Source organism: Streptomyces sp. NPDC043896 (genome assembly GCF_056435605.1).
In genome coordinates this window covers 294,199-316,547 of sequence record NZ_JBWKEE010000002.1, presented here as the reverse complement: position 1 = coordinate 316,547, position 22,349 = coordinate 294,199, and the positions used below count along the sequence as shown (strand labels likewise).

The 22,349-nt window shown below is 74.9% G+C and carries 19 protein-coding genes; 6 read left to right on the top strand and 13 right to left on the bottom strand.

Features of this window, described 5'->3' with window-relative positions; translation table 11 throughout:
• Positions 1–23: 23 nt before the first annotated feature.
• The 3 genes from AC069X_RS04170 to AC069X_RS04160 are packed head-to-tail and all read right to left on the bottom strand — an operon-like array spanning position 24 to position 1,735.
• The gene (locus AC069X_RS04170) at positions 24–461 is read right to left on the bottom strand and encodes a GNAT family N-acetyltransferase (protein ID WP_478724856.1); all 438 of its coding nucleotides are present in this window, start codon (positions 459–461) and stop codon (positions 24–26) included.
• A gap of 50 nt (positions 462–511) precedes the next feature.
• On the bottom strand, positions 512–1,249 hold the full coding sequence (locus AC069X_RS04165) for an SOS response-associated peptidase (RefSeq protein ID WP_478724854.1): 738 nt from the start codon (positions 1,247–1,249) through the stop codon (positions 512–514).
• A gap of 36 nt (positions 1,250–1,285) precedes the next feature.
• Positions 1,286–1,735, bottom strand: a complete 450-nt coding sequence (locus AC069X_RS04160; RefSeq protein WP_478724853.1) for a GNAT family N-acetyltransferase — start codon at positions 1,733–1,735, stop codon at positions 1,286–1,288.
• Positions 1,736–1,861: 126 nt separating this feature from the next.
• On the opposite strand from AC069X_RS04160, the gene AC069X_RS04155 reads away from it, so the two are divergent.
• The 3 genes from AC069X_RS04155 (at position 1,862) to AC069X_RS04145 (ending at position 4,983) form a co-directional block, all read left to right on the top strand.
• Entirely contained in the window at positions 1,862–2,113 is a 252-nt protein-coding gene (locus AC069X_RS04155; protein ID WP_478724851.1) for a hypothetical protein, read from the top strand.
• A 150-nt stretch (positions 2,114–2,263) separates the two neighbouring features.
• On the top strand, positions 2,264–2,761 hold the full coding sequence (locus tag AC069X_RS04150; RefSeq protein ID WP_478724849.1) for a hypothetical protein: 498 nt from the start codon (positions 2,264–2,266) through the stop codon (positions 2,759–2,761).
• 152 nt (positions 2,762–2,913) lie between these two features.
• Entirely contained in the window at positions 2,914–4,983 is a 2,070-nt protein-coding gene (locus AC069X_RS04145; RefSeq protein ID WP_478724847.1) for a SpoIIE family protein phosphatase, read from the top strand.
• Between the two features lie 4 nt (positions 4,984–4,987).
• On the opposite strand, the gene AC069X_RS04140 is transcribed toward AC069X_RS04145, so the two are convergent.
• The 4 genes from AC069X_RS04140 to AC069X_RS04125 form a co-directional block, all read right to left on the bottom strand.
• Positions 4,988–6,157: a PP2C family protein-serine/threonine phosphatase gene (locus AC069X_RS04140; RefSeq protein ID WP_478724845.1), complete on the bottom strand. Its 1,170-nt coding sequence runs from the start codon at positions 6,155–6,157 to the stop codon at positions 4,988–4,990.
• Positions 6,158–6,251: 94 nt separating this feature from the next.
• Positions 6,252–8,309 (bottom strand): prolyl oligopeptidase family serine peptidase, encoded by a 2,058-nt coding sequence (locus AC069X_RS04135; protein WP_478724843.1) that lies wholly within the window; start codon positions 8,307–8,309, stop codon positions 6,252–6,254.
• A 70-nt stretch (positions 8,310–8,379) separates the two neighbouring features.
• The gene (locus AC069X_RS04130; RefSeq protein ID WP_478724841.1) at positions 8,380–9,312 is read right to left on the bottom strand and encodes an oxidoreductase; all 933 of its coding nucleotides are present in this window, start codon (positions 9,310–9,312) and stop codon (positions 8,380–8,382) included.
• Positions 9,313–9,379: 67 nt separating this feature from the next.
• Complete coding sequence (locus tag AC069X_RS04125; RefSeq protein WP_478724839.1) at positions 9,380–9,757, bottom strand: PRC-barrel domain containing protein; 378 nt, start codon at positions 9,755–9,757, stop codon at positions 9,380–9,382.
• 116 nt (positions 9,758–9,873) lie between these two features.
• On the opposite strand from AC069X_RS04125, the gene AC069X_RS04120 reads away from it, so the two are divergent.
• Positions 9,874–10,512: a TetR/AcrR family transcriptional regulator gene (locus AC069X_RS04120; protein ID WP_478724837.1), complete on the top strand. Its 639-nt coding sequence runs from the start codon at positions 9,874–9,876 to the stop codon at positions 10,510–10,512.
• A 38-nt stretch (positions 10,513–10,550) separates the two neighbouring features.
• Positions 10,551–11,840 (top strand): MFS transporter, encoded by a 1,290-nt coding sequence (locus AC069X_RS04115; protein WP_478725115.1) that lies wholly within the window; start codon positions 10,551–10,553, stop codon positions 11,838–11,840.
• 54 nt (positions 11,841–11,894) lie between these two features.
• Here the strand turns inward: AC069X_RS04115 and AC069X_RS04110 are convergent, their stop codons facing one another.
• From AC069X_RS04110 to AC069X_RS04090, 5 genes are all read right to left on the bottom strand, one after another.
• Positions 11,895–15,140, bottom strand: coding sequence for a TIM-barrel domain-containing protein (locus AC069X_RS04110; protein ID WP_478724835.1), 3,246 nt, complete (start codon positions 15,138–15,140; stop codon positions 11,895–11,897).
• 185 nt (positions 15,141–15,325) lie between these two features.
• Positions 15,326–16,102, bottom strand: a complete 777-nt coding sequence (locus tag AC069X_RS04105; RefSeq protein WP_478724833.1) for a class I SAM-dependent DNA methyltransferase — start codon at positions 16,100–16,102, stop codon at positions 15,326–15,328.
• An 87-nt stretch (positions 16,103–16,189) separates the two neighbouring features.
• Entirely contained in the window at positions 16,190–17,143 is a 954-nt protein-coding gene (locus AC069X_RS04100; protein WP_478724831.1) for a transporter, read from the bottom strand.
• Positions 17,140–18,072, bottom strand: a complete 933-nt coding sequence (locus AC069X_RS04095; RefSeq protein WP_478724829.1) for an ABC transporter ATP-binding protein — start codon at positions 18,070–18,072, stop codon at positions 17,140–17,142. The genes AC069X_RS04100 and AC069X_RS04095 overlap by 4 nt, the downstream gene beginning before the upstream one ends.
• The gene (locus AC069X_RS04090) at positions 18,069–18,491 is read right to left on the bottom strand and encodes a GntR family transcriptional regulator (protein WP_478724827.1); all 423 of its coding nucleotides are present in this window, start codon (positions 18,489–18,491) and stop codon (positions 18,069–18,071) included. Before AC069X_RS04090 ends, AC069X_RS04095 begins: the two co-directional genes overlap by 4 nt.
• Positions 18,492–18,707: 216 nt before the next feature.
• Here AC069X_RS04090 and AC069X_RS04085 point away from each other — a divergent pair, with 216 nt between their 5' ends.
• Complete coding sequence (locus AC069X_RS04085) at positions 18,708–21,509, top strand: D-alanyl-D-alanine carboxypeptidase family protein (RefSeq protein ID WP_478724825.1); 2,802 nt, start codon at positions 18,708–18,710, stop codon at positions 21,507–21,509.
• A 222-nt stretch (positions 21,510–21,731) separates the two neighbouring features.
• On the opposite strand, the gene AC069X_RS04080 is transcribed toward AC069X_RS04085, so the two are convergent.
• Positions 21,732–22,304 carry a helix-turn-helix domain-containing protein gene (locus AC069X_RS04080; protein WP_478724823.1) on the bottom strand — a complete coding sequence of 191 codons (573 nt, stop codon included), beginning with the start codon at positions 22,302–22,304 and terminating at the stop codon, positions 21,732–21,734.
• Positions 22,305–22,349: the final 45 nt, after the last annotated feature.

The window sequence follows — 22,349 nt, the reverse complement described above, 5'->3', positions numbered from 1 at the left end:
GGTGAGCCTTTCCGGTCACAGCACTAGAACAGACGGGCCATGCCGACCGAGGCGGGCGCGGTCTCGGCGAAGCCGAACTTCGCGTAGAGGTGCCGGGCGTCGCCGTCGGCGATCAGGGAGACGTACGTACCCCGGGGCGCGCGCCGTTCCAGCTCGGCGGTGAGCTCCGTCATGATCAGCTTGCCGAGGCCCTGGCCCTGGTGCTCGGGGAGCACGCAGATGTCGACTATCTGGAGGAAGCAGCCGCCGTCGCCGACGATCCGGCCCATGCCGACGGTCTCGCCGGCGTGCCGGACGGTGACGCAGTGCCAGGAGTTCGGCAGTCCGGTCGCCGCGCCCTCGGGGCTCTTGGCGCCGAGGCCGGTCGCGCCGCGCAGCCGGAGGTAGGTGGCCACGTCGGGGACGCCGGGGCCGATCTCGTAGGCGGCGTTCTCCGTGCCGGTCTCTGTGCCGGTGCTCATGTGTGTCCTGTCTGCCGGAGCGGGAAGGGGTGGGTGTGGTGTGTGGTGGTTCAGCGCGCCGGGGCGTTTTCGAGCAGCTCGGGGCCGTTGTTGCGCACGTTGTTGACGGCCGTGTCCACCGCGCGGACCTCCAGGCGGCCCCCGGCAGGGGTGGCGAGGAGGGCGCGCAGGGTGCCGGTGTCCTCGTGCGCGGGGTCGAGCCAGGCGTCGTAGTCGGCGGGGGCGAGGGCCAGCGGCATCCGGGGGTGGACGCGGCCCGCGGCATCGGTGGCCTCGGTGGTGATGACCGTGCAGGTGGCCCACCAGGCGGCCGGGTCGTCCGCGTCGGCGACGGCGGGGTCGCGCCAGAACTCGTACAGGCCTGCCATCGCCATCACCGAGCCGTCCTGCGGGCTGATGAAGTACGGCTGCTTGTACGCCTTCACGCGTCCGGAGGCCGGTACGGACTCCCACTCGTAGAAGCCGTCGGCGGGCAGCAGGCAGCGCCGCTTGGCGAAGGCCCGGCGGTAGGCGGGCTTCTCCCCCACCGTCTCGACCCGGGCGTTGATCATCTTCGCCGCGCCGCCCGGCCCCTTCGACCAGGACGGCACCAGCCCCCAGCGCAGGGCCCTCAGCTGCCGTCGCAGCTCGCCGGTCTCCCGGTCGGCGCGCTCCAGCACCGCCCACACCGGGTCCGTCGGGGCGACGTTCCAGCTGGGCGGCAGCACCGGACCGGGCTCGGGTGCGGTGACGCCGAAGAGGCCCGACAGGTCCTCGGGGCCGCGGGTGGAAACGTATCGGCCGCACATGTCCTCCAGCCTGCCACGCGCCGGTTCGCCGCGCCGTCAGGCCGTGCGGAAGAGCAGCTCGGGGCGTTCCCAGGTGACCTTCGGCGGAGCGGGGGGCAGGGTCCCGACGCGCTCCGCGCCCATGCGGCGGTAGAAGGCCTCGGCCGGCGGGTGGGAGACCACGCGCACCGCGTCCAGGCCCGCCTCGCGCGCCCGGCCGAGCATGTGCTCCACCAGCCGGCGGCCGAGGCCGGTCCCCTGGGCCTCGTCCGCGACGAAGGCCAGGTCCAGTTCGGCCGGTTCGAGGACGAGGGCGTAGAAGCCGAGCAGCCGGCCGTCCGGGCCGGCCGCCGTGAACACCTCGTGGCGGGCGAGGTATCCGGCGGTGACCCGGTGGCCGGAGACGATCGACGCGTACTCCCCCCGGTAGGCGCCCGACGACCGGACCAGGGCGGTGAGCTGTTCCGCGTCCTGCTCGGCGGCGCGTCTGATGATCACTGGCTGCATGGGGCGAGTATAGGATCACTCAGCCAGTTGAGGCATTACATTTCCGGAGCCCGCGAGGCGGGGACGCGCCCGGCGTCCGCGCCCCGCCCGGATGCGCGGACCCCGGAGCGGCTCCAGGGTGGAGGCATGGAGCACGCGCCGATCGTCGTCCACCGCATCTCCCCCTCGGGCGGCCGCCGGGTCACCCTGCGCGTCCGGGACCGCGACGCGGCCCTCGGCACCGCGCACACCGACGCGGACGTGATCGAGTTCCTGCGCCGCGCGGAGGTCCCGGACCCCGACGAGGTGGTCCTCGGGGGCGCGCCCGCGCTCATCGAGTGGCAGGGGGACGCCCCGCACGTCTACGAGGCCGAGCCGGCGGACGGCGACGTCCCCTGACGCCACCGCCCTCCCCCGTCCAGGGCCCCATTCCGGCCAATGTATGACACGTGCATGACATTTCAAGACGGCTGTGACACATTCCGTGGCGCACTCCGCACCGCCCTCGCACCACACCCCCACAAGGACGTGTCACAGAGGAGCGACATGATGCACCGTGCGAAACTCGCCGTCGCGGCGCTGGCCCTCGCGGCCACGGCCGGCAGTGTCACGAGCGCCGCCGCCTCCGCCCCCGCCGCCGACCAGAAGGTCGACGGCGTCATCGTCGTCGCGGGCAACACCTGCACCTGGACCAACGCCCGCACCAGCGCCAATCCCCCCAGCGCCCTCACCGTCGACCGGACCAGCATCAACAAGCCCGGCGGAAACCTCGCCTGCGACGGCGGCATCACCGCCACCCTCAACAACAACCCGGCCTTCACCTTCGACGCGGCCGGCGCCACCGCCCGCACCGACCTGATCGACATCACCGGGCAGCAGAGCTTCATCTCCTGCCGCTACAAGGCCACCGGCATCCAGTGGGACCGCGACGCCGCCACCGGGAAGTACGTCAACCGGGCCTTCACCGCCACCAAGAGCTCGGGCAGCTTCCTGTGCCCGGGATCCGTGACCACGGCGGCGGGCGGCGCGTCCATGCTCTTCCACTGACCGGCCCGCACCAGGCACCCCGGGCGCGCCCGGTGTCACCGCCCTCCCCCGGACGGCGGTGACACCCCACCCGATGGCCCCGACCGGGTCGCCGCGGCCGGAACGGGGCATCAGCATGGTGGGGAGTCCGCCCGGGTGAGGAGGCGCCGGTGATGGCCGATGCGCAGCCCGGACCGCCTTCCGGCGGCCCCGGAGCGGGAACCCCGACGGCGGGCGGCCTGCTCGACGTGCTCGGGGTGGCCGCCGTGGTCCTGGACGCCGACGGGCGGATCAGCCTCTGGAGCCCGCAGGCCGAGACCCTCTTCGGGTACCCGGCCGAGGAGGCGCTCGGGCAGTACGCGGCGGCCCTGCTGGTGGAGGAGCAGGACCGCGAGGAGGTCCTGGAGCTGTTCGCCCGGGTGATGTGGGGCCAGGGGGCGTGGGCGGGGTCGTTCCCCGTGCGCCACCGGGACGGCCACACGGTGCTCGTCGAGTTCCGCAACATGCGCCTCCAGGCCGCCAACGGCCGGATGTACGCCCTGGGCCTGGCCTCCGAGCAGGCCACCCTGCGCCGCGTCGAACGGGACCTGGCCCTGTCGCTGCGCATGGTCGACCAGTCCCCCATCGGACTGGCCGTCCTCGACACCGACCTGCGGTACGTCCTGGTCAACCCGGCCCTGGAACGGATCAACGGGGTGCCGTCCGAGCGCCACCTGGGGCAGCGGATCGCCGACATCCTGCCCTTCCTGGACGCCTCCGCGATCGAGGCCGGCATGCGGGAGGTCATGGCGACCGGCGTGCCCCTGCTGGACCACTTCACCACGGGCCAGATCTCCGAGGACTCCGGCGAGCGGGCCTGGCTGGTGTCGATCTACCGGCTGGAGGACCAGGCCGAGCGGGTGATCGGCGTCGCGGTCTCGGTGGTGGACGTGACCGAACAGCACCGGGCGGCCGTCTCGGCCGCCCACGCCCGCCGGCGCCTGGCCCTGATCGCCGACGCCTCCGTGCGCATCGGCACCACCCTCGACCTGGACATCACCGCCCGGGAGCTGGCCGACGTCGCCGTCCCGGAGATCGCCGACATCGCCGCCGTGGACGTCCTCGACACCATGCTGACGGGCCCCCGGCCGGGCGGGACCGACGACGAACGGGCCGTACGGTTCCGCGCGCTGGCGGTGAAGGCGGCCTACCGCTCCCCCGCCGAGGCGGCGGCCGACCCCGTCGGCGACGTGGCGTCCTACCGCCCCGAACGGCTGGTGGCCCGCTGCGCCCGCACCGCGCGGCCCGAACTCGTCCCGCACGTGCGGCCGGAGGACCTGCCGCGCATCGCCCGCGACGAGGACGCCGCCCGGCTGCTCGGCGAGGCGGGAGTGCACTCGTACCTCGCGGTGCCGCTGATCGCCCGCGGCCAGGTGCTGGGCACCCTCGACCTGAAACGGGCCCGCAACCCCGTGCCCTTCGGCCCCGACGACGTGCTCCTGGCCTCCGAACTCGCCGCCCACGCCGCCGTGTCCATCGACAACGCCCGCTGGTACCAGCGCCAGCGGCACGCCGCCCTCGCCCTCCAGCGCCACCTGCTGCCCCAGCACCCCCCGGCGGCCCCCGGGCTGGACATCGCCTACCGGTACCAGCCGGCGGGAGCCGCCGACGAGACCGGCGGCGACTGGTTCGACGTCATCCCGATCACGGGCGACCGGACCGCGCTGGTCGTCGGCGACGTCATGGGCAGCGGCATCAACGCGGCGGCGACCATGGGCCAGCTGCGCGCCACCGCCCGCGCGCTGGGCCGTCTCGGACTCGACCCCGCCACGGTCCTGACCCACCTCGACGCCGCGACCGGCGACCTCGGCGAGGCCATGGCCACCTGCGTCTACGCCGTCTACGACCCGCACAGCCGGCTCTGCCACATCTCCACCGCGGGCCACCTGCCGCCCGTACACCTGCGCGCCGGCCGCCCTCCCCGGCTGCTGCGGCTGCCGACGGCGGTGCCGCTGGGGGTCGGCGGCGTACCGTTCAGCACCACCGCCGTGACCCTCGGCGAGGGCGACGAACTGGTGCTCTACACCGACGGGCTGGTCGAGACCCGGGACCAGGACATCGACACCCGGCTGCTGACCCTGACCGACCTGCTGGCCGGCCCGCACCGCCCCATCGAGGAGACCTGCGACCTGCTGCTGTCGGCCCTGCGCCGCCCCGACACGCACGACGACGTCGCCCTCCTCATCGCCCGCGCCCTCGCCTGAGCCCTCACGCCGGCGCGCTCCGCGGCCGGATCCTGGCCGCGAGCACGGCGACGTCGTCCTCCGCGTGACGGGCGTCGAGCCCGGCGACGACGGCGTCCACGGCCTCCTCGGCCGTCGCGCAGGCGGGCAGGCGCAGGGCGGTGAGCCGGGCCAGCGAGCGGTCGATGTCCTCACCCCGCCGCTCGACCAGCCCGTCGGTATACAGGACCAGGGTCTCCCCGGGGTGGAAGGGGTGCGCGGCCGACTCGTAGCCGCCCAGGCCGGTGCCCAGCGGCGGCCCCACCGGTACGTCGAGCAGCCGGCCGGTGCCGTCCGCCGCGAACACGGCCGGCGGCAGGTGCCCGGCGCTGGCGTACAGGGCGGTGCCGCGCGCGGGGTCGACGCGTACGAGCAGGCAGGTGGCGGCGCGGCGGGCGGCGTCCTCGGCGACGAGGGCGTCGAGCTGGCGCAGCACCCGGTGCGGGGCGAGTTCGGTGGAGGCGACCTCGCGCAGGGTGGAGCGGTAGGCGTTCATGTCCACGGCGGCGTGCAGGCCGTGCCCCATGACGTCGCCCACCACCAGCAGGGTCCGCCCGAAGTGCAGCCGGACCGTCTCGAACCAGTCGCCGCCGACCAGCGCGCTCGGCCCGACCGGCAGGTAGCGGCCCGCGACCAGCAGGTTCGGGTGGGGCCGGCCGGGGTCGGAGACGAGGGCCCGCTGGAGGTCGAGCGCGACGGACTCGGTCGCGGCGAGCCGGCGGGCGTGCCGGATGTGCAGGGCCGCGACGCGCGCCGCGAAGTGCAGGGCGGCGGCCTCGCGGTCGTCGAAGGCGGCGCCGGTGCGGACGGCGAGGAGGGTTCCGAACGAGGTCCCGTGCCGGGTCAGCGCGACGAACAGGCCGTGCACCGGGGGGCCGCCGGGGCGCAGGGTCCAGCTGCGCAGCGGATGGCCGCCGTCGACCGCCCGGACGGCGGGCCGTACGGGCGGCCCGGGGGCGCGCAGCAGCGCGGCGGCTCCGGCGACGGCGACGCGTTCGGTGCGGCCCTCGGCGGTCAGGTCGACGGCCGCCGCGTCGCACAGGGTTCGGAAGACGAAGGCGGCCAGCTCGCGGCAGGTGGCGCGCTCGTCGTCGGTCGTGCCGATGGCCTCCAGCGCCCCGTCGGGGTCCGGTACGTGGCCGTGGCGGTCCGACACGTCTCCTCCGGCCGGCGGGCGGCCCCCTGTGGGCCGCCGGTCGGTCCATTCCACCAGCCCCGGAGCGGCGGGGCCGGTGGAGCGCGCCGGACGGTCACCTCGCCGGGGTGAGCCGCTCCCAGAGGAAGGTGGCCACGAGGGCCTCGTTGAAGGCCGTCTGCTGGTGGTCCGTGGCGCCGGAGTGGCCGCCGCCGATGTGCTCGTGGAAGAGGACGGGGTGGCCCAGTTCGCGCAGCCGGGCGGCGGCCTTGCGGGCGTGGCCGGGGTGGACGCGGTCGTCGCGGGTGGACGTGAGCAGCAGCAGGGGCGGGTAGGCGGGGCCGTCGGCGCTCATCCGGTGGTACGGGGAGATGTCCTCCAGGTGGGGCCGGTCGGCGGGGTCGTCGGGGTTGCCGTACTCGGCGGTCCAGCTGGCCCCGGCGAGGAGCTTGTGGAAGCGGAGCATGTCCAGCAGCGGTACGTGCGAGACGACGGCGCCGAACAGCTCGGGGTAGCGGGTGAGCACGGCGCCCATGAGGAGGCCGCCGTTGCTGCCGCCCTCGATGCCGAGCTGGGCGGGGGTGGTGATGCCGCGGGCGGTGAGGTCGCGGGCGACGGCGGCGAAGTCCTCGAAGGCGCGGACGCGGTTGGCGCCGAGTGCGGCCTGGTGCCAGGCGGGCCCGTACTCGTGGCCGCCCCGGATGCCGGCGAGCACGTACGTGCCCCCGCGCGCGAGCCAGGTCCGGCCGTTGACCGCGCTGTAGGACGGCACCATGGAGATCTCGAAGCCGCCGTAGCCGTAGAGCAGGGTGGGGCCGGGGCCGGGCCGGTCCTCGGGGCCGATCACGAAGTAGGGGACCCGGGTGCCGTCCGGGGAGGTGGCGAAGTACTGGCTGACGCGGAGCCCGGCGGTGTCGAAGAGGGCGGGTGCCTGCTTGAGCACCTCGGTGCCGGCGGTCCCGGCCTCGCCCCGGGAGAGGGTGGAGGGCTGGAGGAAGCCGGTGACGCTGAGGAAGTACTCGTCGCTCTCGTCGGGGTCGGTGCCGCCCGCCGAGGCGGTCGACAGCGGGGGCACGCCCTCCAGCGGTGCGCGGGTCCAGCCGCCGTGGCCCGGGGTGAGGAGTTCCAGGCGGGAGGAGACGTCGGCGCGGGTGCTCAGCAGCAGGTGGTTGCGGGTCCAGCTGTAGCCGGCGAGGGCGGTGCGCTCGTCGGGGGTGAACAGCACCTCGGCCTCGCGCCCGCCCGCCCGGAAGTCGTCGAGGTCGAAGACGAGCAGGCTGCCGGCGGGGTGGCCCAGCCAGGGGGTGCGGGGCTGGACGGTCAGCCACTGGCGGTGGATTCCGGCATCGGCGTCGTCCGGTACGTCGATCTTCTCGGGGGCGGCGGCGGGGTCCTCGGGGAGCAGGAACAGCTCCCCGTTCCAGAAGTCGATCTGCCGGGACACGAAGTCCCGTTCGAAGCCCGGAGTGTCGTCGTGCCAGCCGGTGGCGGACAGGTCCCGCGGTCCGGCTTCGTAGACGCGTTCGGCTTCGGCGAGGGGGGTGCCCCGGCGCCAGCGGCGGACCTGGAGGGGGTAGCCGGAGGGGGACATGGAGCCGGGGCCGAAGTCGGTGCCGATCCAGACGTGGTCGGCGTCGATCCAGTCGATCCGGGTCTTGGCCTCCTCGACGGTGAAGCCGTCCGCGGTGAACTCCAGCGTGCCGAGGTCGAACTCGCGCACCACGCAGGCGTCGGCGCCGTCGCGGGAGAGCATGACCAGGGCGTGGCGGTACTCGGGGCCGAGGACGGTGGCACCGGCCCAGGCCCACTTCTCGCCCTCTGCTTCGGCGAGCGCGTCGAGGTCGAGGAGGGTCTCCCAGGCCGGCCGTTCGGTGCGGTACTCCTCCAGGGTGGTGCGCCGCCAGACGCCGCGCAGCCGGCCGGCGTCCTGCCAGAAGTTGTAGAGGTGGCGGCCGCGCCGGGTGACGTAGGGGATGCGCCCGTCGTCGTCGAGGACCTCGCGCGCCTCGCGCTCCAGCACCTTGAAGCCGGGGTCGGTGGTCAGCGCGGCGACGGTTTCGGCGTTGCGCTCCCGGACCCAGGAGAGCGCGGCTTCGCCTTCCACGTCCTCCAGCCAGAGGTAGGGGTCGTGGTCGTACGGGCTGCCGGAGCCGGCGGGGGTCTCTTCGCTCATCCGCCGATTGTGCCGGACGCGGCCGGGCCGGCGGGCGCCGGCGGCGGGCCCGCCGGCTCCGCCGGGCCCGCTACCCCTCGGGCGTGGGCGTGTGGTGGACGCGTTCCAGGAGGGCCAGGTCCTCCTCGGTGAGGCGCAGGGCGCCGGCGGCGATGTTGTCGGCGAGGTGGTCCGGGTTGCCGGTACCGGGGATGGCCAGGACGTGGGGGCCGCGCCGCAGGGTCCAGGCGAGGCGCACCTGGGCGGGGGAGGCTCCGTGGGCGCGGGCCACGGTCAGCAGCTCCTCGCTCTCGGCGGCCGGGGCGCCGGTCTCGCGGCCGGCGGCGGCGATCGAGTAGAACGGCACGAAGGCGATGCCCTGCTCCCCGCAGGAGCGTACGAAGGCGTCGTACTCGGGGCGCACTCCGATGCCGTACATGTTCTGCACGCAGACGACGGGGGCGATGGCCCGGGCCTCCGCGAGCTGTTCGGGGGTGACGTTGGAGAGGCCGAGGTGGCGGATGAGTCCGGCCTCGCGGAGCTCGGCGAGGACGCCGAAGCGCTCGGCCACGGAGGCGGTGCCGAGGACCCGCAGGTTGACGACGTCGAGGTGGTCGCGGCCGAGCTGGCGCAGGTTCTCCTCGACCTGGCCGCGCAGTTCGCCGGGGCCGGCGTGGTCGGCCCACTCCCCCGACGCGTCCCGGGCGGGGCCGACCTTGGTGGCGATGACGAGGTCGTCGGGGTAGGGGCCGCCGAGGGCGCTGTTGATGAGCTCGTTGGCGGAGCGGAGCGGGGAGAAGTAGAAGGCGGCGGTGTCGATGTGGTTGACGCCGAGTTCCACGGCGCGGCGCAGGACTGCGATGGCCCGGGCCCGGTCGCCGGAGGCGGCGTCCGCCCGGAGGGCGGCGCCGTTCTGCGGCAGGCGCATGGCGCCGAACCCTATGCGGTTGACCTTGAGGTCGCCGAGGGTCCAGGTACCCGACGCGGATGCGTTGATGGTTTCTGTCGTCGTCTCCGTGATCATCCGGAGATGATCACCCATGGGGCGGGCCGGCCGCCACCGGCTTCCCGTCCGCCCGCGCGGCGCCGCCTCACATGTGCGGGTTGGAGTAGTGGGTCTCGATCAGCCGGACGAAGGCGGGCTCGTCCTCGTGGCGTCCGCCCTGCTCGTCCTCGTGCCGTCCGCCCTGCTCGTAGTCGGGCGAGTCCTTGACCTGCTCGCGGGTGCAGCCGAGGTGCACGGTCTCCTCCTGGATGTCGACGAGGGAGACGACACCGGCCGGGATGACGACCTTGCGGCCGAAGATCCAGGGGCCGGTGTCGACGACCAGGTAGGAGCGGCCCACGTCTTCGGTGTGCCGGTCCACCTTGCCGATCGACCCGTCGGCGGCCTCGACCTTGTACCCGACGAGGTCGGTGCCGGGGTCGTAGCCCGCCCGGTGCTTGAACCCCCAGATGTCGGCTCCCATGACGACCTCCTCCTGCCGCTCCTGCCCTGACGCTTGTCCCGCGTCTACCCGCCGTCGGGGGCGGGAACCGGCGACCCGGCGCAGACACTGTCCACGCACCGTGGTAGACAGTGTCTATGAACAAGGAAACGGATGCGCCGCTCCGCGAGCGGCTGATCGACGTCGGCGTGGAGCTGGTCACCACCGAGGGGACGGGCTCCCTCGGCCTGCGCGAGATCGCCCGCCGCGCCGGCGTCTCCCACGGCGCGCCGCGGCGCTACTTCCCCACCCACCAGTCGCTGCTGTCGGCCATCGCCTGGCGCGGCTTCGGCGACCTCGGCACCCGCTTCCTCGCCGTCGGCGCCGCGCGGCCCGCGCCCCGGGAGCACGTCCGCGGGCTCGGACGGGCGTACGTGGGCTACGCGCTGGAGCAGCCCGGCATGTTCGAGCTGATGTTCCGGCACGACCTGCTGGACAGCACCGGCCAGGAGCCCTCGGACGCGCCCCGGCTGCGGGAGCAGACCCTGCCGCTGTTCGGGCTGCTGACCGGGCTCGTCGCCGCGTGCGGGGCGGCGGAGCCCGAGGTGACGGCGGCCGCGCTCTGGGCGGGGCTGCACGGAACGGCGCAGCTGTGGGGATACGGCAGCCTGCCGCTGGTCCTCGGGAACGGGAACGGGAACACCACCGGGACCGGGACCGGCGAGGCGGGCGGCCGGGTCCTGGACGCACTGGTCGACGCCGTGGTCGACGCCCACCTGGGGCCGGAGCCGGCGTGAGGCAGCGGCTCGCGCTGGCCGTCAGCGCGGCCGGGGCGATGCTCGTCGCCCTCGACGGCACCGTGCTCGTCGTGGTGCAGCCCGCCCTGCGCCGCGAACTGGGGGCCGGGGTCGCACAGGTGCAGTGGACGAGCACCGCGTACCTGCTCGCCGTCGCCGCCTTCCTCGTCGTCGCCGGACGGCTCGGGGACCGGTACGGGCACACCCGGCTGCTGCTCACGGGCGTACTCGGCTTCGCCGCCGCCTCGGCGGGGATCGCGCTGGCTCCCGGAGTCGGCTGGGTGATCGCGCTGCGCGCCGTACAGGGGCTGTTCGGGGCGCTGCTGCAGCCCGCCACCCTGGCCCTGCTGCGGCTGGCTTACCCGCCCGAGCGGCTCGGGCGGGCGGTGGCGGTGCGCACCGGCGCGATCGGGGCGGCCGCGGCGGCGGGCCCGCTGCTCGGCGGGGCGCTGGTCGCGCTGCTGGGCTGGCGGGCGGTGTTCGTGCTCAACGTGCCGGCCGCGCTGCTGATCGCCGCCCTGGCCCTGGCGGTACGGGTGCCCGCGCCGCGGGAGCGGGAGCCCGGCCGGCTGGGTACGGCCGGTCCGGTGCTGCTGGCCGGCGCGCTGGCCGCGGCCGTGTACGCGCTGGCCGGCGTGCCGGAGCACGGGTGGACGGGCGCGCCGGTGCTCCTCGGGGCCGGGGCGGCCGCCGGGCTCGGGGCGCTGTTCGTACGGGGTGAGCGGCGCGGGGCGCTGCCGCTGGTGCCCGCCCCGGTGGCCCGGTCGCGGCCGGTGGCGGCGGCGGTGGCGCTGCTGCTGGCGGTGTCGGCCGGGATGTTCGGGGCGCTGTTCACGGCCACGTTCCTGTTCCAGGACGTACGGGGGCTCAGCCCGCTCGCCACCGGGCTGCGGGTGCTGCCGCTGACCGCGCTGATGGTGGCCGGGGCGCCCGTGGCGCAGGCCTCGCTGCGCCGCCACGGGGCCCGGCGGACGGGGCTCGCGGGGACGGCGCTGGTGGTGCTGGGCATCGCGGGGCTGGAGGCGGGCGGCGGGGTGGCCTTCGGGGTGCTGGGGGCCGGGTTCGCTGCGGTGATGGTCACCGCCACCGGGACCGTGGTGGGCGAAGCGCCTCCCGGCTACGCGGGGGTGGTGGGCGGGCTCAAGCAGACGGCGATGAACGTGGGCCCGAGCCTGGGCATCGCGGTCGCGGCGGGCGCCGGGGGCGGTGCGGCGGGCGCCGGGGCGGCGGGCGGCCCGCTGGCGGCCCTGGCGGCGCTGGCCGCCCTGGGTCTGGCCGCGGCCCGGCTGCTGCCCGGGCGGGCACCGGAAGCGGCGGGCGCCGGTTAGGGGGTGTTGGGCGGGTCCGGTCCGGCGTGGGGAGCCGGGCCGGACCCGGTCCGGTCAGGGGGTGAACGTCCAGCGCTGGGCGGCGGCGCCGGTGCAGGCGGCCCGGGTGAGGCCGGTGCCGTTGGCGGTGCCGTTGGCGGCCGGGGTCAGGCACTGGCCGGAGCTGCGCAGGCTGCCGTCCGGGCCGGGCTGCCAGCTCTGGCCGGGTCCGGCGGCGCAGGCCTGGACGGTGACCCTGGCGGGGTCGGCCGCGTCGAGGCAGACCCCGTTCAGGCCGGTGAGGCGGCCGTCGCCCTGGAGGGTCCAGCGCTGGTTGGGGCCGCCGTGGCAGGAGTAGAGGGTGGGTGCGGTGCCGGGGGCGGTGGCGCTGTGCGGGAGGTCCAGGCAGCGCGCGGAGGCCGCGTTGACGAGGGTGGCGTCGGCGGGGAGCGGTGCCGGGCGGCCGGTGAGGGTGAGTTCGGCGGCGCTGGTCCAGGGGCCGCGGCCGCCGGCCTCGGTCAGGGCCCGCAGCCTCAGGTAGCGGCCGGTCCTGGGGGCGAGGGTGACGGATGTGGCCGCCGGGGTGTCGGCGAAGGTGCCGGTGGCGGCCGGGGTGCCCCAGTCGGTGGTGGTGTCGGACACGTAGACCTCGTAGCCGCCGATCCGGCCGTTGACCCCGCCGTCCTGGCGCGGCAGGTGGCCCAGGCCGTCGACGGCGTAGCGGGCGCCGAGGTCGATGCGGATCTCGTGCGGGAGGGCCGCGGGCTTGCCGGAGGACCAGGCGGTGTGCCACATGGTGGCGGGGTCGCCGTCGAAGGCGTTGACGGCGGCCCCGTTCTCGGCCGCGGTCTCCTGGCTGTCGGCGGAGACCAGGGTCCAGGCCGCCTGGGAGATGGGGGACGAGGTGACCGGGACCGGCTCGGCCGCCGGGACGGAGGTGCCGGCGGCGGTGACGGTGAACGCGCCCGTCTTCGTACCGGTCTTGACCCACAGGACGCCCGCCCGGTCGGCCGGGTCGAAGAACCATCCGGTGGCGGCCGCGTCGTAGGCGGCCTTGTCGGCGTGGCGGGGCAGCGGAGCGCCGTCCGCCGTGAGGGCGGTGGGGGCGGAGGCCACGTGGAGGGTCAGTTCGTAGCCGCGCGAGGCCCGCTGTCCGGCGTAGCCGCCGGTGGGGGCGCCGACGGAGACGGTGACCGTGCCGGAGCCGGCCGCCGGGGCGCTGACGTCCACGCGCTGGCGGGCGAAGGCGCCGCTCTGGTGGGCGCGGGTGCGGCCGTCGTCCTCGTACAGGCTGAAGGAGGAGGTCCCGCGCGGGTGGATGTCGTAGGTGAGGGTGTCGACGGGCTTCTCTCCGGAGTGGTTCATCTGCGGCCACATCGGCACGATCGCCCCGCCCTTGACGAAGAGCGGCAGGGTGTCGAGGGGCGCCCGGTAGCCGTTGAGCCAGCCCGGGCCGGCGTACGTCCTGCCGGTCCAGTAGTCCGTCCAGGTCCCGGCGGGCAGGTAGATGCCGTCGCGGACGGAGGTGTCGGAGACGACCGGCGCGACGAGGAAGGAGTCGCCGGCCATGAACTGGCCGCTGGTGAGGTTGCCGCGGGCCACCGGGTCGTCGGGGTACTCCAGGACCATCGCGCGGGTGCTGGGGACGCCGCTCTCGTGGGCGGTGCGGCTCATCGTGTACAGGTAGGGCATCAGCCGCATCTTGAGCTGGAGGTACTTGCGGTTGACGGAGAGGTAGGGCTCGGCGAAGCGCCAGGGCTGCTTGTCCTGGTAGCCGGCGGACGGGTTGACGGCGCCCCAGCCGGACATCGTCATGAACGCCGGGGTGAAGGCCTTCCACTGGAGGTCGCGGACGTACGTCTTGGGGCTGCCGCCGAAGATGCCGTCGACGTCGCCGGCGGCGTAGTTGAGGCCGGACAGGCCGGCTCCGGCGATGGCGGGGACGTGCCAGCGCATGTCGTCCCAGGTGCCGTGGGTGTCGCCGGTCCAGACGACGGCGTTGCGCTGGGTGCCGGCCCAGCCGTCGACGGTCCACACGAAGCGGCGGGCGTCGGAGTTCTTCTCGATGCCGTCGACGGCCTGCTGGACGCCCTGGAAGGCGTACTTGTAGCCGCTGCCGATCCAGGCCACGTCGGTCTTGACGCCGCGGCTGCCCGCGGTGCCCACCTCTTCGGCGATGGAGCCGAGACCGGTGGAGGTCCACAGGCCGGTCTGGAAGCCCTTGGCCTTCAGGGCGTCGACGGTGGACTTCAGGGGTGCGGTGTAGCCGCAGCCGTAGCCGTCGTTGGGCAGGAACCAGCCCGAGGGCATGTCGGCGGCGCGGGCGTCGGCGGCGTAGCCCACGACGTCGGGGGTGGTCTGGTGGCGCGGGCGGGCGTGGTCGCCCTGGTAGTCGGGGTTGGAGGCGTTGAAGCAGTCGGCGTTGCCGAGTTCGAAGCCCCACATCGGGGCCATGAACGGTTTGCCGCTGACGTCGGTGTAGGCGTCGAGGACGGATTTGAGGGAATCGCCGGTGAAGTACCAGGCGTCGAAGCGGGTCTCGTCGTGGGTGAGGGCGGTGGGCGCGTCGAAGGCGTACGAGCCCGGGGCCCAGGTGTTGCGCATGACGCCGTAGCGGTTGGTGGACATGTAGAAGGGGGCCGGGCTGGCGTTGTCGTTCTCGCGCCACTTGTTGTCGACGGCCACCGGCACCGTCTTGCCGCGCAGCGCCCATTCGCCGAGGCGCAGGCCGGTCCCGTAGAACTGCTCGTCCTCGCCGCGCGCCAGGTACTGGGTGGTCTTGCCGCCGCCCCAGCTGGTGGGCTGGGTCTCCTGCCAGACGGGGGTGGAGTCGTCGGCCCGGTAGACGGAGAACCGCAGGGGCGTCTTGTGGACGCGGATGGAGAGGGCGCCCGTGGTGATCCGGAAGTGGGTGCCGGCGTCGGTCCAGTTCGCGGCGACGGGGCCGAAGTCGGTGGTGGGGGCGAGGTCGGAGCCGGCCGGGTCGTTGGTGAAGGCCCCGTCGGGGGAGAGCCAGAGCCGGAAGACGTCGGCGCGGGCGACGACCACGCGGGCCTTGGCCCCGCTGGAGGTGCTCACGGTGAAGGTGGCCCCCGACTGCACCAGGCCGGTGGCGTTGCCCGCCGTGGCGTTGGGGGCGGCGGGGGCGGCGGCCGCGGCACGGGCGGTGGCCGGGCCGGCCGCGGCGAGGCCGGCCGCCGCGAGCGCGGCGGCGAGCAGGGCCGCGAGGCGGGTGCGGTGGCCGCCGGGACGGCCGCGGAGATGGTGCCGGGGTGGGGGGTCGTGCCGGTCGCGCCTCAGGGACAGTCTCGTCGGACTCATCGGGCAGCTCCTCGTGCGGTCCGGATCGCGGACACACCGCCTTGGCATGCACCGGGCAAGATAGCGGACCCGGGCGGCCCATTTGAAGGAACCTGCTCGAAGTAGTCCGGTAGCAAGCAGATTTGAGCATGAAGCAGCCCGGGCGGGAGGCCTTCGCGGAAGCCTCCCGCCCGGGCCGGGCGCCGTCAGGCGGCGGTGACGCGGATCTTCGACTGGCCGTGGCCGAGTTCCTCCCAGTCCTCCATGAACCGGGCCTTCAGCCCGTGCCTGGCGGCGAGGTCGACGAGGGTCTGGGTCCGGTAGTAGAAGTCCTCGCGCAGGACCTGGTGCTCGGCACCCTCGGTGCGGTCGAAGGTGAAGTCGAACCAGCCGCCGGGCGCGAGGACCCGCTCCACGTGCGCGAGGCACTCGTCGATGATCCCGATCGGCGAGTGGGAGAACACGCTGTGCGCGTGGACCACGTCGAAGTGGCGGTCGGGCAGGAAGTCCAGGGTCAGGTCCTGGGTGATGGTCAGGTACGGGAGCTTGGCCTGGAGTCCCCGGCCGGCCAGCGTCCGCTTGGCCTCGATGAGGATGTCGGGCGAGATGTCGATGCCGTAGTAGTGGCCCTTCTCCAGGTGCTCGATGAAGCGCCACCCCGCGCGCAGGTTGCCGCAGCCGATGTCGAGCATGCGGTGGCCCGGGGTGAGGCCGTGTCGCATGAGGTAGTCGAACTGCATCTTGCCGAGGGCCAGCCAGCGTTCGTGGGTCTGGCTGCCGACGGCGGCCTCCGGGTTGCGGCCGGTGTCGGAGGCCATGATGGCGCGGTAGTAGCCCACGTGGTCGGGGTGCTTGAGGCGCAGCCACCGGTCGCGCGCGGCCCTGCGTACGTAGGGCGCGATGCGCGTCGGGTTGCCCAGCGCGTAGCGGACCTTGTGGCCGAGGCCGGCGCGGTCGGCGGTGAGGTTCTTCTTGGTCGCCATGAGGGATCCCTGAGGTGCGGACGTGCGGACGTGCGGACTTGAGGACTTGAGGACTTGAGGACGTACGGAGGATGCGGCGGCCGGCGGTCAGGCCGTGCGGCGGCGCAGGACGGCGAGGGTCAGGGCCACGAGCACGGCAGCGGTACCGAGGTAGAGGGCGGTGTCGATCCACTGGAAGGTCCAGAACTCGCCGCTGGGGTAGACCTTGTGGTAGCGGCCGGTGAAACCGTGTTCGGCCATGCACGCCCGCATCTCGTCGCCGGAGGTCTGGCAGAACTTCTCGATCGAGTACTCCCGGCCGTCGGGCGTGATGTAGCCGAACTGCCCGGTGGACCAGGCACTTCCGACGAGCCGCTTCGGGGTGTCGCCCGGGGTGATCCGCGTCTCGGGGGCGATCCAGGAGGTGCGGAAGTACGTCACCAGCAGCATCGCGGCGCCGATCGCCGCGAAGGCGACGCCCATCGCGGGCAGCACCCTGCGCACCAGCAGCCCCGCGAGGGTGCCGGCCGCGAGCCCGAACAGGGCACAGGCCACGGGGGCGGGGCCGGTGGCGTTGTAGACGGGGGCGTCGTGCCAGTAGGGCCCGTCGAGGGTGTTGGCGATGGGCAGCCACCACCAGGCGACGAGCCCGCCGATGACGACGGCGACGAGCACGGCGGCGAGCGCCGCGAGGCCGAACCGGGCCGCGAACCAGCGGCGCGGTCCCACCCCTTGGGTGAGGGCCAGTTTGAACGTGCCCGTCTCCAGCTCCCGGCCGATGAGCGGGGCGCCCCAGAACACGCCGATCAGGGCCGGTACCGCGAGGCCGAGGGTGCCGAGCGCGCGGATGCCGGTGGAGTTCCATTCCATGACCTGAAAGGTGGTGTAGCTCTCGCAGCCGCCGTTCCAGCCCGGACAGGGCACCCAGCCGGTGGCGTCGATCAGCTCCGCCATCTCCGAGCGCCAGTAGGACACGCACGCGGCGCAGACCGCCAGCAGGGCGAGCGCGGAGAGGATCATCAGTCGCTGCTGGCGCCAGGCCAGCCACAGGACGCCCTTCATGCGGCGGCCTCTTTCTCGGCGGCGGGACGGGGGGCGCGCAGGTGGGCGAGCAGCAGGGTCTCCAGGGTAGGGCTTTCGGTGATCCAGCGGCCGTCCGCCGCGCCGTCCGGATACGGCGGGTCGCCGGCCGGTGTCCGCACGAGCGCGGTGACCTGGCGGCCGCCGACGGCGGAGTGGACGACGGTGGCGCGGTCGAGGGAGCGCGGGAGTCCGTCGTCCTCCAGCGGGTCGGCGCGGCCGGTGATCCAGGTGTGCGCCTCGCAGAGTTCCTGGACGTCGCCGCAGAGCCGGGCGGCCCCGTCCCGCAGGAGCACCACGTGGTCGCAGACGTCCTCCAGTTCGGCCAGGACGTGCGAGGACATCACGATGCCGGTGCCGTGCTCGGCCGCCTCGGTCATGAGCAGGGCCATGACGTCGTGCCGGGCGACCGGATCGAGGTCGGCCAGCGGCTCGTCCAGGAGCAGCAGGTCGGCGCGCTTGCCGAGGACGAGGGCCAGTGCGACCCGGGTCCGGTTGCCGCCCGACAGCGTTCCGATCCGGGCGTCGCGGCGGATGCCGGAGCCGGTGAGCAGCCGCTCGGCGGCGCCCTGGTCCCAGTGGCCGCGGTTGAGTTCGCGGCCCAGGCGGAGGGTGTCGGCGACGCTGAAGCCGACGTGCAGGGGCTTCTCCTGGGCGAGGAATGCGGTGCGCCGGCGTGCCCCGGGGCTGCCGGGGGCCTCACCGAAGACGCGTATCTCCCCGCTGGTCGGGCGCAGCAGGCCGGCCGCGAGCTGGAGCAGGGTGCTCTTGCCGGCGCCGTTGGGGCCGACGAGGGCCGTGACGCGTCCCGCGGGCAGTTCGACGTCGCACGCGTGCAGGGCCCGCCGGCCGTCGAAGTCCCGTCCGAGCCCTGTGGCCCGTAGTGCCGGCGCGTGGGTCGGATCGCTCACGCCGTCTCCTCTCTCGACTGTCCGGGCCGCCCGGGCCCGGAGGGGTTGAAGCTTTCGTCCACGGCCGCCGCGATGAGCGCCGTGATGTCCTCGCGGTCCAGTCCCGCCTCGCGGGCCCGGGCCATCCAGTCGGCCAGGGCCAGGCGCAGCGGCGAATCGGCGGCCGCGCCGGGGTGCGAGAGGGAGCGGCGGACGAACGTGCCCGCGCCGGGGCGGGGTTCGACGAGCCCTTCGCGTTCGAGCTCCCGGTACGCCTTGAGGACGGTGTTCGGGTTGATGGCGGTGGCCGCCACCACCTCACGGGCCGTCGGCAGCCGGTCGCCCGGCTCCAGCACGCCCAGCCGCAGGGCCTGTTTGACCTGCGTGACGAGCTGGAGATACGTGGCGACGCCGCTGCGCCGGTCCACTCGGAACTCCATCCCTCCACCTCATTCCACTAACACGTTAGTGGAATAGTGCAGACTTGGTGAGGGCTCGTCAAACCGGCGGAGTATGACCGAACCGTCACAGCCAGCCGGGGCGGGAACGCGGAGGCCGGGCCGGCCATCTAGGTGATCGGCGGGCCCGTGACGGCCGTGCCGACGTGACGGCGAGAACCGGCGGGAGCCGGGTGTGGACAGCAAGGTGGGGCGTGGATGAAGGCGGAAGCGGTGGCGGGCGGTTCCCTGGCCGGGCGGGGATCGGGCGGCTCTGACCCCGAGTCGGATCCCGATGCCGGTGCAGGCGCCGGGCTCGGACCGGAGGACACCGGAACGGAGCCGGGAACCGACACCCCCGCTGGTGGCCCGGCCGGGCGCGAAGTGACCGGCCCCGAACCGGAACCGGAGTCCGGCGGCCGCGTCGGGCAGGAGGCCCCCGCCGGCCCCCGGGCCGCGAGCGGAACCCCGGCCGGGCGCGCGGCGGGTGGTGCCGGCGCGGGCGCGGAGGACGAGACCCCCGCCCGGCGGGAACCCGCCGCCGGGGCGGCCGGCCCCGAGCCGGAGGCCGACGGCCCGGCCGAGCGGGAGGTCCCGGCCGGGGGCTCGGGGAAGGGCGCTGACGCCGGGGCCGGGAGCGACGCTCCCGCCGAGCGGGAGACCACCGAGCGGGAGACCACCGAGGCCGACCGGAGCTCCGAGTCCGGCGCTCCCGCCCGGCGGGAAGGTGACACGCGCCCCCGTACGGCGAGCGGGACCGCCGGGGCGGAGGGCACCTCCCCCGCCGGGCGGGAGGCCGCCGGCGGTGACCGTACCGGACGCGCGTCGGCGGCGGCGCAGGCCGAGGCGGAGGCGCAGGCCGAGGCGGCGGCCGGAGCCGGGCGGGAACCCGTCCGCGCCCCGGACGGGGGCGGGAAGAGCGGCGCCGACGCGGCGTCGGACGACGCCCCCGGGGACCGGCGTGCGGCCGGCGCGGGCACCCGTGGCGCGCCCGCGGGGACGGACACCGGCACCGGGTCCGGGGACGGCACCCCCGCCGGCCGGCAGTCCCCCCGCGGGTCGGCCGAGGACGTGGAAGCCGGCACCCGGGGCGGGCGCGAACCGGAGGACGCCGGAGCGGAGCCCGGCCTCCGCCCGGGCCGGAAGACCGGCCCGGAACCGGAGCCGGGCGCGGGAGCGGCCCGGGGCGGCGCGTCCGGGGAGCAGGACTCCACCGTGCGGGAGGCTCCGGCGACGGCCGGGGCCCGCTCCGGCGACGCCGCCGCAGGGGCGCGGGAAGGTTCGGACGGGCCGGGGGACGACGCCCCGGAACGGGCCGGGGAGGACCGTCCGCGCCCCTCGTGGGCGAAGCCCGGGGACGAGGGGAGCCGGGACCCGCGCCCGCGGGCCGGCACGTCCACGCCGGCGGGGAAGGCGGCTGCGGCCGGGGCCCCGTCCGAGGGCGAGACCGGGCAGGGCGTGGCCTCCGGCGCCGCGCGCCCCGGCGGGTCCCCCGCGGCACGCGAGGACGCGGCAGCGCAACCGCACGACCCCGAGCGGACCAGTGAGTTCGTCGCGCTCAAGGACCTCGACGCCGCCGCGCCCAAGGCCGGGCCCCAAGCCAGGCCCCAAGCCGAGCCCGAAGCCGTCCCGAAGGCCGTGCCCGCTCCCCCGCCCGCGCCCGGACGGCCCGCGCAGCGCCCGGCGCCGGCCGTCGTGGAGCCCACCCGCGAGGCCCCGCTGCCGCCGCTGGAGCTGCTGGCCGAGCTGACGAACACCGCTCCCCCGCCGGAGACCACCCGCCGCACCCTCACGCGCCGCGTCAAGGTATGGACTCCGATCGTGCTGCTGCTCGGCGCCGCCGTCGCCGGTGCGCAGATGCTGCGTCCGCTGCCCGCCCCGCAGCTCGTCGGCGCGCAGGCCTCGTACACCCTCGACGGCTCGACCACCGTGCCCTGGCCCGCCGAGGGGCAGGCGGCCGTACGCGTCGCCGGCTCCGGCGACGTCGGCACGTTCGGCGAGCAGAAGCCGATGCCGACCGCCAGCGTGGCCAAGGTGATGACGGCGTACGTGATCCTCAAGGGTCATCCGCTGCCCAGGAACGACCAGGGTCCGAGGATCGAGGTCGACGCCAAGGCGGTGGCCGAGGGGAACTCCGAGAACGAGTCGCGGATCGTGGGGCTCACCGCCGGGCAGAAGTTCAGCCAGCTGGACATGCTCAAGATGCTGATGATCCCGTCCGCCAACAACATCGCCCGGCTCCTGGCCCGTTGGGACACCGGCGGCGACGAGGCCGCCTTCATCGCGAAGATGAACGCCGCGGCGAAGGAACTCGGCATGAAGGACACCACGTACACGGACCCCAGCGGCCTGGACTCGGGCACGGTCAGCACCGCCGCCGACCAGCTGAAGCTGGCCGAGGCCGTGATGAAGGACGAGGCCTTCCGCACGGTCGTGGCGATGCCGAGCGCGCCCGTCGAGGGGCTGCCCCAGCCGCTCATCAACAACAACGGCAGCCTGCTCCTGGCCCCCGGGCTGAGCGTCAGGGGGATCAAGACCGGGTCGAGCACACCCGCCGGCGGCACCCTGATGTGGGCCGCGTACAAGACCGTCGGCGGCCAGACCTCGATGATCCTCGGCACGATGATGGACCAGCACGTGGACGGCCCGGATCCCTTCGCCGCCAACAGCCTGAACCTGGTGAAGGAGAACAGCCGCAAGGTCATCGAGGCGGTCCGCACGGCCCTCGGGCAGGTCACCGTCGTCCGCAAGGGGCAGCTGGTGGGCCACGTGTCCGACGGGCTCGGCGGCTCGACCCCGCTGGTCGCGGTGCGGGACCTCGCGGTGGTCGGGGTTCCGGGCCAGCGGCTGCGGGTCTCCCTCGGCGCGGGTGCCAAGCCGGTGCCGCACGAGGCCAAGGCGGGGACCGAGGTCGGGGTGCTGACCGTGGGCGAGGGGGACGGCGCGAAGAGCGTGCCCGTCGCGGTGGGTTCGGACCTGGCCGAGCCCTCGTTCGGGGCCAGGGTCACCCGTCTTTCCTGACCCGCCCGCCGCCGTGGTCGTATGACCGGATGGACATCCGGCGACGGGAACCGGCCGGCCTCGGCGCGTGCGTGCGCGCACGCGCCGAGGTCCACCACGGCGACGGCCACCCGGTGAACCGGCCGGAGCGGCCGTGCCGTGCGCTGCTACGCCGCGCCCGACCGGGCCCCTTCGTCGCAGCGGGCCTGACCGGCGCCGCTTCGGCGAAGGGGTCCTGCCGTCTTACGGGTTCGCGATGACGAGCAGGGTACGGGCCGCGCCGCCCCCGTCGGCCAGGACGCAGCGGTGCGGCAGGTCGCCCCGGTGGTGGGCGCTCTGGCCTGCCTTCAGCAACAGGGGTTCCTCGCCCCGTACTTCGAGGACGATCTCCCCCTCCAGCACGTAGAGGAAGTCTTCCCCGGGGTGTTCGAACCAGCCGCGCTCGCCCTGGCCCGGCTCGAAGTGGTGCTCGTACGCCTCCATCAGGGCGCTGCGCCCGCCGGGGATGAGGACGTGGGCCACCTGTCCGGCGGCCTCGCTGACGCGGATCACCTGCGGATCGCTCTCGTGGCTGACCACGCCGGTCCGGACGGGCGGGCGCAGGAAGGTGCCGGGGGCCACGTCGAGGGCCTCGGCGATCCGGTAGATCGAGCTGAGGCTGGGCGTGGCCAGTCCGCGTTCGAGCTGGCTGAGGAAGGGCTGTGAGAGGCCCGAGCGGGCGGCCAGTGCGGCCATGGAGACCCGGCGTGCCGTGCGGCAGCCGCGGATCGCGCGGCCGACCTCGATGGCTTCGGGCGTGGGTTCGGGTCGGGACACGCTGGTGAACGTACCCCATCGGCTCCGGGGGGCCGGGTGGGGCCG